The organism is Bacillus sp. ISL-7 (genome assembly GCF_018613065.1).
The window spans coordinates 34,091-46,439 of record NZ_JAGGQW010000035.1 but is presented as its reverse complement, the minus strand read 5'-3'; the positions used below and the strand labels follow the sequence as shown (position 1 = coordinate 46,439).

The 12,349-nt window shown below is 40.1% G+C and carries 11 protein-coding genes; 9 read left to right on the top strand and 2 right to left on the bottom strand.

The features are described 5' to 3' along the window. The first annotated feature begins 2 nt into the window (after positions 1-2). Genes ruvB through yajC form a run of 4 tightly spaced genes read left to right on the top strand, consistent with a single transcriptional unit; the run spans position 3 to position 3,555 of the window. Positions 3-1,007, top strand: a complete 1,005-nt coding sequence (ruvB, locus tag J7E66_RS13490; RefSeq protein WP_215000780.1) for a Holliday junction branch migration DNA helicase RuvB — start codon at positions 3-5, stop codon at positions 1,005-1,007. 29 nt (positions 1,008-1,036) lie between these two features. Beyond that, a complete protein-coding gene (gene queA, locus J7E66_RS13485) occupies positions 1,037-2,065 on the top strand; it encodes a tRNA preQ1(34) S-adenosylmethionine ribosyltransferase-isomerase QueA (RefSeq protein ID WP_215000777.1) in 1,029 nt (342 codons plus the stop codon). A 27-nt stretch (positions 2,066-2,092) separates the two neighbouring features. After that, positions 2,093-3,232 (top strand): tRNA guanosine(34) transglycosylase Tgt, encoded by a 1,140-nt coding sequence (tgt, locus tag J7E66_RS13480; RefSeq protein ID WP_215000774.1) that lies wholly within the window; start codon positions 2,093-2,095, stop codon positions 3,230-3,232. Positions 3,233-3,261: 29 nt separating this feature from the next. Further along, positions 3,262-3,555 carry a preprotein translocase subunit YajC gene (yajC, locus tag J7E66_RS13475; protein WP_088089120.1) on the top strand — a complete coding sequence of 98 codons (294 nt, stop codon included), beginning with the start codon at positions 3,262-3,264 and terminating at the stop codon, positions 3,553-3,555. Between the two features lie 97 nt (positions 3,556-3,652). Here the strand turns inward: yajC and J7E66_RS13470 are convergent, their stop codons facing one another. Next, positions 3,653-3,982, bottom strand: a complete 330-nt coding sequence (locus tag J7E66_RS13470; RefSeq protein WP_308162505.1) for a TIGR04086 family membrane protein — start codon at positions 3,980-3,982, stop codon at positions 3,653-3,655. A gap of 297 nt (positions 3,983-4,279) precedes the next feature. Here J7E66_RS13470 and J7E66_RS13465 point away from each other — a divergent pair, with 297 nt between their 5' ends. Next, the gene (locus J7E66_RS13465; protein WP_215000771.1) at positions 4,280-4,939 is read left to right on the top strand and encodes a DUF421 domain-containing protein; all 660 of its coding nucleotides are present in this window, start codon (positions 4,280-4,282) and stop codon (positions 4,937-4,939) included. A 45-nt stretch (positions 4,940-4,984) separates the two neighbouring features. Here J7E66_RS13465 and spoVB read toward each other — a convergent pair whose 3' ends face one another. Then, positions 4,985-6,532 carry a stage V sporulation protein B gene (gene spoVB, locus J7E66_RS13460; protein WP_215000768.1) on the bottom strand — a complete coding sequence of 516 codons (1,548 nt, stop codon included), beginning with the start codon at positions 6,530-6,532 and terminating at the stop codon, positions 4,985-4,987. Between the two features lie 138 nt (positions 6,533-6,670). Between spoVB and J7E66_RS13455 the strand changes: the two genes are divergently transcribed. From J7E66_RS13455 to J7E66_RS13440, 4 genes are all read left to right on the top strand, one after another. Beyond that, the gene (locus J7E66_RS13455; protein ID WP_215000765.1) at positions 6,671-6,967 is read left to right on the top strand and encodes a post-transcriptional regulator; all 297 of its coding nucleotides are present in this window, start codon (positions 6,671-6,673) and stop codon (positions 6,965-6,967) included. 142 nt (positions 6,968-7,109) lie between these two features. After that, positions 7,110-9,374, top strand: a complete 2,265-nt coding sequence (gene secDF, locus J7E66_RS13450; protein ID WP_215000762.1) for a protein translocase subunit SecDF — start codon at positions 7,110-7,112, stop codon at positions 9,372-9,374. Positions 9,375-9,472: 98 nt separating this feature from the next. Next, positions 9,473-11,836 (top strand): single-stranded-DNA-specific exonuclease RecJ, encoded by a 2,364-nt coding sequence (recJ, locus tag J7E66_RS13445; protein ID WP_215000759.1) that lies wholly within the window; start codon positions 9,473-9,475, stop codon positions 11,834-11,836. Beyond that, on the top strand, positions 11,827-12,339 hold the full coding sequence (locus tag J7E66_RS13440) for an adenine phosphoribosyltransferase (RefSeq protein ID WP_088089113.1): 513 nt from the start codon (positions 11,827-11,829) through the stop codon (positions 12,337-12,339). The genes recJ and J7E66_RS13440 overlap by 10 nt, the downstream gene beginning before the upstream one ends. The last annotated feature ends 10 nt before the right edge of the window (positions 12,340-12,349 follow it).

Here is a 12,349-nt window from a genome sequence, read left to right as displayed (position 1 = left end):
TCATGGATGACCGAATTATTTCGAGTGAAGTCAATGAAAGTGAAATCAGCATAGAACAAAGCCTTAGGCCGCAAACCTTAAGACAATACATCGGACAGGATCAAGTAAAGGAAAATCTTGATATTTATATTAAGGCCGCAAAAATGCGTAAGGAAACGTTAGACCATGTGCTCCTTTATGGTCCGCCCGGATTAGGGAAAACAACACTCGCTGTGATTATCGCCAATGAAATGGGTGTGAACATTCGCACCACATCAGGACCTGCGATTGAAAGGCCTGGTGATTTAGCTGCGATTCTTACTGCACTCGAACCTGGGGACGTTTTATTTATTGATGAAATTCATCGCCTGCAAAGGACGATTGAAGAGGTACTTTACCCAGCGATGGAAGATTTTTGTCTTGATATTGTCATTGGTAAAGGCCCAAGTGCGAGATCAGTCCGCCTCGACCTCCCACCCTTTACGCTTGTTGGAGCGACTACGAGGGCAGGTTCCCTATCAGCTCCTTTAAGAGACCGGTTTGGAGTTTTAAGCAGACTCGAGTATTATAAGGAAGATCAATTAAAAAATATTGTCCTGCGAACAGCGGAAGTGTTCGGTACCGAAATCGATGACCTTTCAGCGCAAGAAATAGCCAGGAGATCAAGAGGGACCCCGAGAATTGCGAATCGTCTTCTTCGCCGGGTTAGAGATTTTGCCCAAGTAAGAGGGAATGGGACGATTGAGCTGGCCCTAGCACGAGAAGCACTCGAACTCCTCCAAGTAGATCGACTTGGTTTAGACCATATCGACCATAAACTGCTGAAGGGTATTATCGAAAGATTCCGCGGCGGCCCTGTCGGCCTTGATACGATTGCCGCATCGATTGGGGAAGAAGCCGAAACGATTGAAGATGTGTATGAACCATATTTATTACAAATTGGCTTTTTGCAAAGAACTCCACGGGGCAGGGTGGTAACCTCATTGGTCTATCACCATTTTGGGATGGATTCGCCTGCCACTGATTGATTATTAAATTTAGATTAGGGTGTCATAATATGAAGGTAGATTTGTTTGATTTTCATTTGCCTGAGGAATTAATTGCACAGGTTCCGCTTCAAAATCGGACGGACAGCAGATTAATGGTTCTAGATAAGGAATCAGGCGAAATAAAGCATGAAGTGTTTAAAAATGTTATCGACTATTTGCGTGAAGGAGATTGCCTTGTTTTAAATGATACCAAGGTACTTCCTGCACGTCTTTTTGGCGTCAAAAAAGATACAGGTGCAAAAATAGAAGTCTTACTCTTGAAGCAGCTGGAAGGCGATCAATGGGAGACCCTTATCAAGCCTGCAAAGAGAGTAAAGGAAGGTACGGAAATAGATTTCGGTGATGGCCTTCTTACGGCCGTTTGCACTGGGACCTCGGACCATGGCGGGAGAATATTAGATTTTAAATATGAAGGTATTTTTTATGAGGTGCTTGACCAATTAGGTGAAATGCCGCTTCCTCCCTACATAAAAGAGCAGCTCGAGGACCGGGATAGGTATCAGACCGTGTTTGCCCGTGAACCTGGTTCAGCCGCGGCACCAACGGCAGGGCTTCATTTTACAGACAGCTTATTAGAAGCGATTAAAGAAAAAGGTGTTCATATCGCGTTTATTACCCTTCATGTAGGGCTCGGAACCTTCCGTCCTGTAAGTGTAGATGATGTATTGGAACACGATATGCACTCTGAATTTTATATCGTCACAGAGGGGACAGCACGTCTGCTTAACGAGGTACGGAACAATGGGGGCAGAATTATTACCGTAGGGACTACCTCAACACGAACCCTTGAAACAATTGCCTCCGCAAATGATGGCCGTTTTATCGAGGGCAGCGGCTGGACCAATATTTTTATTTACCCAGGGTACGAATTTAAAGCCATTGATGGCATGATAACGAACTTTCATTTGCCAAAATCAACCCTGATTATGCTCGTCAGTGCGTTAGCAGGCAGAGAACATGTTTTACATGCTTATCAAACTGCCGTTACAGAGCGGTATCGTTTTTTTAGCTTTGGCGATGCAATGTTCATCATCTAAGAGGTACATAAGGAAGGAGAAAAAAATTTGACTGCGATTCGTTATGAATTAATCAAGACATGTAAACAAACAGGGGCCAGGCTTGGCAGAGTCCATACTCCTCACGGTTCGTTTGATACCCCTGCATTTATGCCGGTAGGAACGCTGGCAACTGTGAAAACAATGTCTCCCGAAGATTTAAAAGAAATGGGAGCGGGGATCATTTTAAGTAATACCTATCACCTGTGGCTCAGGCCGGGACACGAAATCATCAGAGAAGCAGGCGGACTACATAAATTTATGAACTGGGACCGAGCCATCCTAACAGATTCGGGTGGATTCCAAGTTTTTAGTTTAAGTGAATTCCGTAAAATTGAGGAAGAAGGAGTTCATTTTCGTAACCATATGAGCGGTGAAAAATTATTTTTATCACCAGAAAAGGCGATGGAAATTCAAAATGCCCTTGGTTCCGATATTATGATGGCCTTTGATGAATGCCCTCCATACCCTGCAACATATGAGTACATGCAGAAGTCTGTCGAGAGAACATCACGATGGGCGGAGCGCTGTTTAAATGCACATGGACGCCCCAATGACCAAGGCTTATTTGGAATCGTCCAAGGGGGAGAATATGAGGAGCTTCGCAAGCAGAGTGCGAAAGATCTTGTTTCGTTAGATTTCCCTGGCTATGCAGTTGGCGGTTTGTCAGTGGGTGAACCAAAGGACATTATGAATCGCGTGCTTGAACACACGACACCACTTTTACCTACAAATAAACCAAGGTATTTAATGGGTGTAGGATCACCTGATTCATTAATTGATGGCTCGATTCGCGGAATTGATATGTTCGACTGTGTGCTGCCTACACGAATTGCCAGAAATGGTACATTGATGACAAGCACTGGTCGACTTGTTGTAAAAAATGCACAATTTACGAGAGATTTTGGCCCGCTGGATGAAAATTGCGATTGCTATACCTGCCGAAATTATAGCCGTGCATACATTCGTCACTTAATTAAATGTGACGAAACATTTGGAATTCGTTTAACGTCTTACCATAATCTCTATTTTCTGTTAAGATTAATGGAGAAAGTCAGACAAGCCATCATGGAAGACCGGCTTGGTGATTTTAGAGAAGAATTTTTTGAGCAATATGGTTTTAACAAACCGAATGCGAAAAATTTCTAATAGATAATTTTTGAAAGGAGGGAAACAAGATGTCAGGAGGAATTGGTACCATTGTTCCATTAATATTAATGTTTGTGTTATTTTATTTCCTATTAATTCGCCCGCAGCAAAAGCGCCAGAAAGCGGTTCAGAGAATGCAAAGTGATTTAAAAAAGGGTGATAAAGTAGTCACGATTGGTGGATTACATGGTTTTATAGATTCAATTGATGAGAATAAAGCCGTAATTAAATGTGGTGACGGAAGCCGTCTTACATTTGACCGTAATGCCATTCGTGAAGTCACAGCGGATGCAAGTGAAGGAAGCGTCAATCTAACAAAATAAGAACAAACGAAAAGGAAGCCGTCCTGTATGGCTTCCTTTAATTTATTAATTGTCTAGCTCCAGCGCCCAGCAGCCCCAGCCCTTCCTCTTTTCGATGTTAAGCGGATCTCCGTGAATTGTTGGTAGAAATGTTTACCCCTAGAATTCCACCCATCATCGCAATTAAGGTATAGCAAGTATGATAAATTACTTGTTCGGCGTTAAACAGGCGATCATATCCTAAGTATTGGAATAAAAAGACAACGATCGAGTAGATAAGTCCAGTTAGTCCACCAATAAGCCAACCCTTTTCTTTTCTTTTCCCGCCAGATAGAAAACCGCCTCCGAATAGCCCGATGAATGATAATGCCGTGACGACATATTGTAGTGATACTTCACGAGCAGACGTAAATTTGAGAATAAACGCAAAAATAATGCTGCATATCACGGCAAATACAAGAATAAAAATTAATCCGTACAGAATTGAAGTACCAAAGCTTTTCGATTCGATTTTAACTCTCCCCCTTCAGTCGCATTCAGGCCGGCAAATAGGCCTAAATGTAAAGTACCGCCAGACCCTAGATACATGTTTCACTCCTAGTACAAGCGTATTCGTAGAAGGCGGAAAGTAGAATAAGTTTCCGTAAATTTTTCAAATGTAAGAGCGGGTTGGTATTTTATTCCGCTAATTTTTTGTCCATTTCTGCAAATAATACCGTTGAACGTAAAAAAAGGGGCGACGGTTGTGGAGGATTATTTAACGATTGTATTTCGAACGCTTTTATTTTATGCAGTTATCCTAGTCATTTTTCGAGTCATGGGGAAAAGGGAAATTGGGGAATTAAGCATTTTAGATCTAGTTGTTTTTATTATGATTGGTGAGATGGCAGTTGTGGCCATCGAAAGAATTCATACACCTTTGTTCCATACGGTGGTTCCAATGGTGTTGCTCATGTTGATTCAAATAACCTTAGCCATCTTTTCGTTGAAAAGTAAAAAATTTCGTAATCTGATTGATGGGCAGCCAAGCATTATTATTAATAGGGGGAAAATAGATGAGAACGCAATGCGGAAGCAGCGGTACAATTTTGATGATTTAATGACCCAGCTCCGAGAAAAGAACATTCGCAGTATTGCAGACGTGGAGTTTGCAATATTAGAATCCTCCGGAAGTTTGTCTGTCATTGAAAAATTAAAGAATAATAATAATGAATCTGAACTAGGCGATATTACCATCCCTTTAATCCTAGATGGAAACATTGAAGAAGAAAGTTTAAAAAGAATTAACAAAACAAATCTCTGGCTTCGGCAGGAATTGAAAAAACAGGGCTATCGCGATGTAAAGAAGATTTCTTTTTGCAGTTATGAAAATGGGAAATTCTTTATTGATCTACAAGATGAATGAACAAAAGACACGCTAAGAATGCGTGTCTTATTATTTAGAAAGTAATTAGGCAAACAAGTTTCGAAGCCAGGGAATACGTTTTAGCTCTTCCTTTTTAATAAGACCTAACAAAATAATCATGATCAAATAGGAAATGGACATGGCCATTAACGAAAATATTACCTTAATGGTTAACGGTTCAGTTAGGAAGGTGTTCTCAAATAACCAATAGCCTAACCAACCTGTAGTTCCCATGACTAGAAGTCCCTTCAGATAATCGCGAACGTAAAATGAGAAGGAAATCTTTTTTAATACCGTTGCAAAATGAAGAACAGTGACTAATACAAAGCCAACGATAATTCCTAATGCCACCCCGTTAATTCCAAATGAGGCTTGCGAAGCCAGTAAAAAAATCACAGCTGTCTTAACGATGGCACCAATAAGACTATTAATCATCGCTGCTCGTGCAAGATTTAATGCTTGTAACACAGCTTGTAACGGTCCTTGATAGTAATAAAATAAAAAGAAGGGAGCCATCAATCTAATAAAATAAGAGCCCTTTGCTGAGCCATACATGAGTTCCATCAATGGGTTAGCCAGCACATATAGAACGACAACGGCCAGTCCACCCGATAAAAAGGCAAAGCGCAATGCTTGCTGTAACCGGTATTCAATCAATTTTTTGTTGTTCTGCGTATTGGCTTCGCTAATCGCAGGCACAAGTGATGTAGCTAAAGAAAAGGTGATGAAAGACGGTAACATTAACAGTGGCATCGCAAAACCCGTTAAGGCACCGTATTGTTTGGTAGCTTCTACAGTGATGACACCAGCAAGGGCTAAGCTATGGACGACAACTATGGGTTCAAAGAACCATGCCACAGATCCAATCATTCTGCTCCCCATTGTCGGTAAAGCGATATCCATGAGTTCTTTGAAGGTTTGTTTCCCGCTGTGGACAAATTGAAAGAAATTTTTCCTAAGCCTAAAACGTTTTTTTAATTTAAAGGCAGTCATTAAGTAAATGAGTGAGACAAGTTCGCCGATTACAGAAGAAACCATTGCTGCTGCAGCGGCATATTCAATTCCATAAGGAAGGAACGCTTTTGTCATCACAGCAATCAAAGTTATTCGCACAAATTGTTCTAAAATTTGTGAGATTGCCGAGGGACGCATGTTTTGTCTGCCTTGAAAGTAGCCCCGAAGCACAGAGGAAATCGCAATTACTGGAACCACAGGAGCTATTGCAATTAAAGGATAAAAGGTTCTTGGGTCAGTAAACAATGTTTTTGATAGAATCGGTGCAAGTAAAATTAGCGCTGGCGTAAATATAAGTGATAAAGAAATAGTCGTCGCTAGGGATACAACAAGAATTTTTTTAATCTCTGCAAAATTTCCTTTTGCTTCTGCCTCCGCGATATTTTTTGAAATAGCAACAGGGAGCCCTAACTGAGTAAGCGTCACTACTAGGATGAATGTAGGAAACGCCATCATGTATAAGCCAACACCTTCTTCCCCAATACTCCTTGCTATTACAATCCGATTAATAAAACCAAGGACTCTTGTAACAAGACCTGCGATTAATAGGATAAAAGTCCCCTTTAAAAACTTCGACATGCAGATTCCCACCTTCTCAAATAAGAAGAATTCATATACAATTATCTATATGCCTAATGGTGGACAAAGCATGACAAGTAGTAAAAGCTTTTTGAAAAGTTCAATTCAGTTGGGAGAGCTCCCAAGGAGGCAGTCATAATGGATAATAGTCACAGATTCGAACATTTTCGCACCCAGGTCCAACCAGCAGTAGCAAGTAAACTCACGGAGTTTCAATTGCTAGGGATTGATTCTGTAACGGAGAAGGAACTTTGGGATTTTTTAATTAAGAAAAAGTGGAAAAAGGTAAAGGAAGAAATGAAACTGTACGAAATTATCCAAGAAATCCTGTCTGTTAAGGCGAGCGATTATCTCAGTTTCGCGACGATTGAGGCATATAAAACGACCGAATTCTCATTAGATGATGAAGATGAATTGAAAGAGCTTTTAAAATAAAAATGCCTTATGAATTCATATTATTGTAAATTGACAGCCAATCTAACTTCTTTCATAATGAAGGAAGTGACTTTTTGGTAATTTATATAAGGATTATACGGAACAGTGCTAATGCACAAGCACTAAGGAGGAACAATACATAATGGTAAAGCGCAGTAGAATTGTTGCTTTTTTTCTTGTCGTCCTAATTATAGGAAGCACAATGGGAGCAACAACTAAGAACATCTTAAACAATATGAAGCTAGGACTAGACCTTCAAGGTGGATTTGAGGTTTTGTACGATGTTAAGGAAGCGAAAAAAGGTCAAAAGATTGACAAAGAGGTTTTGGCAAGTACCGCTGAGGCACTCGACAAGCGGATCAATGTCCTTGGGGTGAGTGAACCTAGTATTCAAATTGAAGGAAAGAACCGGATTCGTGTGCAGCTTGCTGGGGTAACAGACCAGAATAAAGCTCGCGAAATCTTATCTACTCAAGCAAATCTAACCTTCCGTGATGCTAATGACCGTCTGATGATGGATGGTTCTGACCTAAAACAAGGCGGAGCTAAGCAAACTTTTGATGAAAATGGTGCACCAAGCGTTTCTTTAACATTAAAAAGTGCCGATAAATTCCGCAAGGTGTCCGAAGAAATTATGAAAATGGCACCAAACAATGTTCTAGTTATTTGGCTGGATTTTGAAGAAGGAAAAGACTCTTTTAAAAAGGAAGTAACAAAAGCGAACCCTAAATTTTTATCAGCCCCAACAGTAAAGCAAATATTTAATCAAAATACAGTTTCGATTGTAGGCAGTTTTACTGCAAAAGAATCTCAAACCTTGGCTTCGCTTTTAAATGCAGGCTCCTTACCGGTTAAGTTAAAAGAGGTGTATTCAACTTCCGTCGGAGCTAAGTTCGGGGAACAGGCATTGCATGATACGGTCTTAGCCGGAATCATTGGTGTTGTAATTATATATCTTTTCATGCTTTTCTATTACCGTTTTCCAGGTTTCATTGCTACTGTTACGTTATCAATTTATATATTTCTCGTCTTATTAATTTTCGATTGGATGAATGGGGTTCTGACCTTGCCGGGAATTGCCGCGATCATTCTCGGAATCGGAATGGCTGTCGACGCCAACATTATTACTTATGAACGGATTAGAGAAGAACTAAAGGTAGGTAGAAGCATTAAATCAGCGTTCCAAGCTGGTGAGCAGCATGCTTTTACAGCTATTCTTGACGCAAACTTAACAACAATCTTAACAGCTTGTGTATTATTCTTTTACGGGACAAGCTCTGTAAAAGGGTTTGCGACAATGTTAATAGTGAGTGTCCTGATGAGCTTCCTCACAAATGTTTACGGTGCAAGGTTATTACTGGGGCTATGGGTCCAAAGCGGTTTATTAAATAATAAACCTGGTTGGTTTTCAGTACGCAAGTCCCAAATTAAATCTATTAACGATAATGTAGATACAATCGATCTTCCTACTCGATTTGATAAAATTGATTTTGTTAGACTTAGGAATAAAGTATTCATCCTATCCGGTGTTCTTCTAGTTGCGGGTGTAATCATTCTCGCTATTTTCCGTATGAATTTAGGAATTGATTTTTCAAGCGGAACGCGTGTAGAGGTTCAATCAAAAACACCTTTAACCACTACCCAGGTGGAAAATGCTTTTAACAAACTTCATTTAACTCCAGATGATGTCGTCATTTCTGGTGATAAAAAGCAAATTGGTGCCGTCCGAATGATTGGGGTACTGTCAAAAGATGAGATTTCAACTTTAAAAGCAGATTTTAAAAAGCAATTTGGCTATGAGCCGAATGTTAGTACCGTTTCTCCGACGATTGGAAAAGAACTAGCGAAAAATGCCTTTTTTGCCGTCTTGATTGCCTCAATTGGTATCATTCTCTACGTTTCGATTCGATTTGAAGCTTATATGGCAATCGCCGCGATTGCTGCGATCCTTCATGATGCATTTTTCATGATTGCTATTTTTAGTATTACAAGACTTGAAGTAGATTTAAACTTTATCGCCGCGATTTTGACCATTATTGGTTACTCAAACCATGATACGATTGTTACTTTCGATAGGGTTCGCGAGAATATGCAAAAGAAAAAACGGCTTAAAACAGTTCAGGATATTGCTGAAGTGGTAAATGTTAGTATTCGCCAAACTTTAACACGGTCGTTTAACACCGTTTTAACAGTGCTCATTACGACAGTATGCTTAATGATTTTTGGAAGCCCGGCGATTCGCAATTTCTCTATCGCTTTATTCGTTGGATTAATTATTGGGGTATATTCCTCCGTCTTTGTCGCAGGTTCTTTATGGTATGTGATGAAATGTAAAGAGCTGAAGAAGAAGGGTGTTATTAAAACGGTAAAAGAGAAAAGAAAGTACTCTGATCAACCACAAGTATAAATTTAGTTGAAAACCGCAGATATCCTGCGGTTTTTCTTTTGATTGAAAGCTGTATCCTACTCCTGTATAATAAGAAGGTCTGAGGGGTGAACATACACATGTTAAGTTCGAAAACAAGATGGATTGTTCGGAAATCCGATGAACAACTGATCAAAAAGCTAGAAACTGAATTGAAAATAACGCCTCTTGTCGCTTCACTGCTTGTCAACCGTGGCTTTAATACCGTTGAGTCTGCACGGTATTTTTTATTTGGAAACGAAGAATTCCACGATCCCTTTCTCCTAACAGGAATGGATATTGCAGTTACGAGAATTCGTGAAGCTATCGAAAACCAAGAGCCAATCCTCATATTCGGCGATTATGACGCTGATGGAGTAAGCAGCACATCAGTATTAATGATCACGCTTCGTGACCTTGGTGCAAATGTTCAATTTTACATCCCTAATCGTTTTACTGAAGGATATGGCCCGAATGAGGCCGCTTTCCGGAGTGCAGCAGAAAATGGAATAAATTTAATTATTACTGTGGATACTGGAATATCAGCTACCTATGAGGCATCCGTTGCAAAAGAGCTAGGCATGGATCTCATCATTACCGATCACCATGAGCCTGGGCCGGTATTACCTGAGGCGCTTGCGATTATTCATCCCAAGCTTCCTGATAGTACCTATCCGTTTCGTGAACTGGCAGGAGTGGGTGTAGCCTTTAAACTTGCCCATGCCCTTTACGGAGTGGTTCCAGAGCATTTGTTAGAAATAGCTGTGATTGGGACGATTGCGGATTTAGTCTCGTTAAAGGATGAGAATCGCCTGATCGCTAAAAAAGGACTTGAAAAACTAAAAACAACGAATAATATTGGCCTTAGAGCCATTTTAAAGCTGGCAGGGGTCGATCCCATGTCGATAAATGAAGAAACAATTGGCTTTACCCTCGCGCCAAGGATTAATGCCGTGGGGCGTTTAGAAGATGCTGACTTAGCCGTTCAGCTGATCTTAACCGATGATCCACTTGAAGCAGAAAGCCTAGCATCAGAAATGGATGCTCTCAATAAGTCAAGACAGTCGATTGTTAATTCGATTACGACTGAGGCGATGGAAGAGGTTGAAAAGAATTTCCCGATTGAGTCTAATAAAGTTCTAGTCATCGGTAAGGAAGGCTGGAATGCCGGAGTCATCGGAATTGTTGCCTCAAGACTCGTTGAAAAGTATTACCGGCCAACGATTGTACTGAATTTTGACCCGGATAAGGGAGTGGCAAAGGGTTCGGCCCGCAGTATTGCAGGTTTTGACCTATTTAAAAATTTATCAACCTGCCGTGATATTTTGCCGCATTTTGGCGGTCACCCCATGGCAGCAGGGATGACCTTAAACCTAGAGAATGTTGCGGAACTCCGCACAAGGTTAAATTTACTGGCAGAAGAACAACTGACTCCTGAGGATTTAATTCCAGTAACATTTCTCGATGAGGAAATTAAACTTCAACATGTGAATCTATCATCATTAGATGAAATGAGTCTACTTGCTCCTTTTGGAATGGACAATCCCAAACCAAAGGTTTTAATAAACAATGTCGATATTACAAATATCAGAAAAATTGGGAGTGAGCAAAACCACTTAAAGGTATTAGTGAATGAAAGTGGTGCTAATCTGGATGGGGTAGGCTTTGGTTTAGGACCCTTAGTGGATCATATTTCACCTGCATCAAAAATTTCGTTAATTGGAGAATTATCTGTTAACGAATGGAACAATATACGTAAACCACAAATTTTCATCCACGATATTGCCGTGGAGTCATGGCAATTATTTGATTATCGTGGACAAAAGCGAATCAACAGCCTTTCAAATGCTGTCCCTGCTGATAACAGGAAATTTATTATTTTTAATCAAGAACACCTTGAAAAAATAAATCCTAATATAATCGATGAGACCATTTTTATTAAAGATGTGGAAGATGCAAAATCGTTCGATGGGAACAAGGCAAATATTGTTCTGGTTGACTTTCCATCATCAAAAGAAATCCTAAAGTTTTTATTTAAAGGGAAACAACCAGCTAGGATTTATGCTTATTTTTATAAAGAATCCAGTGATTTCTTTAGTACTGTCCCGACCCGTGACCATTTTAAATGGTTTTATGCTTTTCTGTTAAAAAAGGGTCCGATCGATCTTAAACGACATGGGGGTGACCTCGCAAAGCATCGCGGTTGGTCGCAGGAAACGATAAACTTTATGTCAAAGGTGTTTTCTGACCTGGATTTTGTTACAATAAACAATGGATTTATAACTTTAAACACCGGAGCGCAAAAGCGTGACCTAACTGACTCTCGAACCTACCAAATAAAACAAGCACAATATGAACTTGAAAGAGAACTATTGTTTTCATCCTTCCAGGATTTAAAAGCCTGGTTCGATCAAGTTATTAAAGAGTCGGTTGAAACTGAGGAGGTAATTGAAGAATGGACTTAAAAGAATTTATTACAATCGTACCTGACTGGCCAAAAGAAGGAATTAAATTTAAAGATATCACCCCTTTAATGAATGATGGTGAGGCCTATAAATATGCAACAGACCAAATCGTTGCTTATGCAAAAGAAAGACAAATTGATCTGATTGTTGGACCTGAAGCCCGAGGATTTATTATTGGCTGTCCGGTTGCATATGCCTTAGGCATAGGCTTTGCCCCAGTCCGTAAAGAAGGTAAACTTCCACGGGAAACGATTAAAGTTGGTTACGGGCTTGAATATGGTAAAGATGTTCTAACCATCCATAAAGATGCCATCCAACCAGGCCAACGTGTCTTAATCACGGATGATTTATTGGCTACAGGCGGAACAATCGATGCGACGATTCAATTAGTGGAGCAACTTGGCGGCGTGGTTGCAGGAATTGCTTTCTTAGTTGAGTTAAGTTATTTAGAAGGTAGAAAAAAACTTGATGGTTATGATGTTTTAACATTGATGCATTATTAAACCATTAAAG

Bases quoted from the DNA above. Each gene is read 5' to 3' on its own strand.
- ruvB (WP_215000780.1), top strand. From the start codon at position 3: ATGGATGACCGAATTATTTCGAGTGAAGTCAATGAAAGTGAAATCAGC.
- queA (WP_215000777.1), top strand. From the start codon at position 1,037: ATGAAGGTAGATTTGTTTGATTTTCATTTGCCTGAGGAATTAATTGCA.
- yajC (WP_088089120.1), top strand. From the start codon at position 3,262: ATGTCAGGAGGAATTGGTACCATTGTTCCATTAATATTAATGTTTGTG.
- spoVB (WP_215000768.1), bottom strand. From the start codon at position 6,532: ATGTCGAAGTTTTTAAAGGGGACTTTTATCCTATTAATCGCAGGTCTT.
- J7E66_RS13455 (WP_215000765.1), top strand. From the start codon at position 6,671: ATGGATAATAGTCACAGATTCGAACATTTTCGCACCCAGGTCCAACCA.
- secDF (WP_215000762.1), top strand. From the start codon at position 7,110: ATGGTAAAGCGCAGTAGAATTGTTGCTTTTTTTCTTGTCGTCCTAATT.
- recJ (WP_215000759.1), top strand. From the start codon at position 9,473: ATGTTAAGTTCGAAAACAAGATGGATTGTTCGGAAATCCGATGAACAA.
- J7E66_RS13440 (WP_088089113.1), top strand. From the start codon at position 11,827: ATGGACTTAAAAGAATTTATTACAATCGTACCTGACTGGCCAAAAGAA.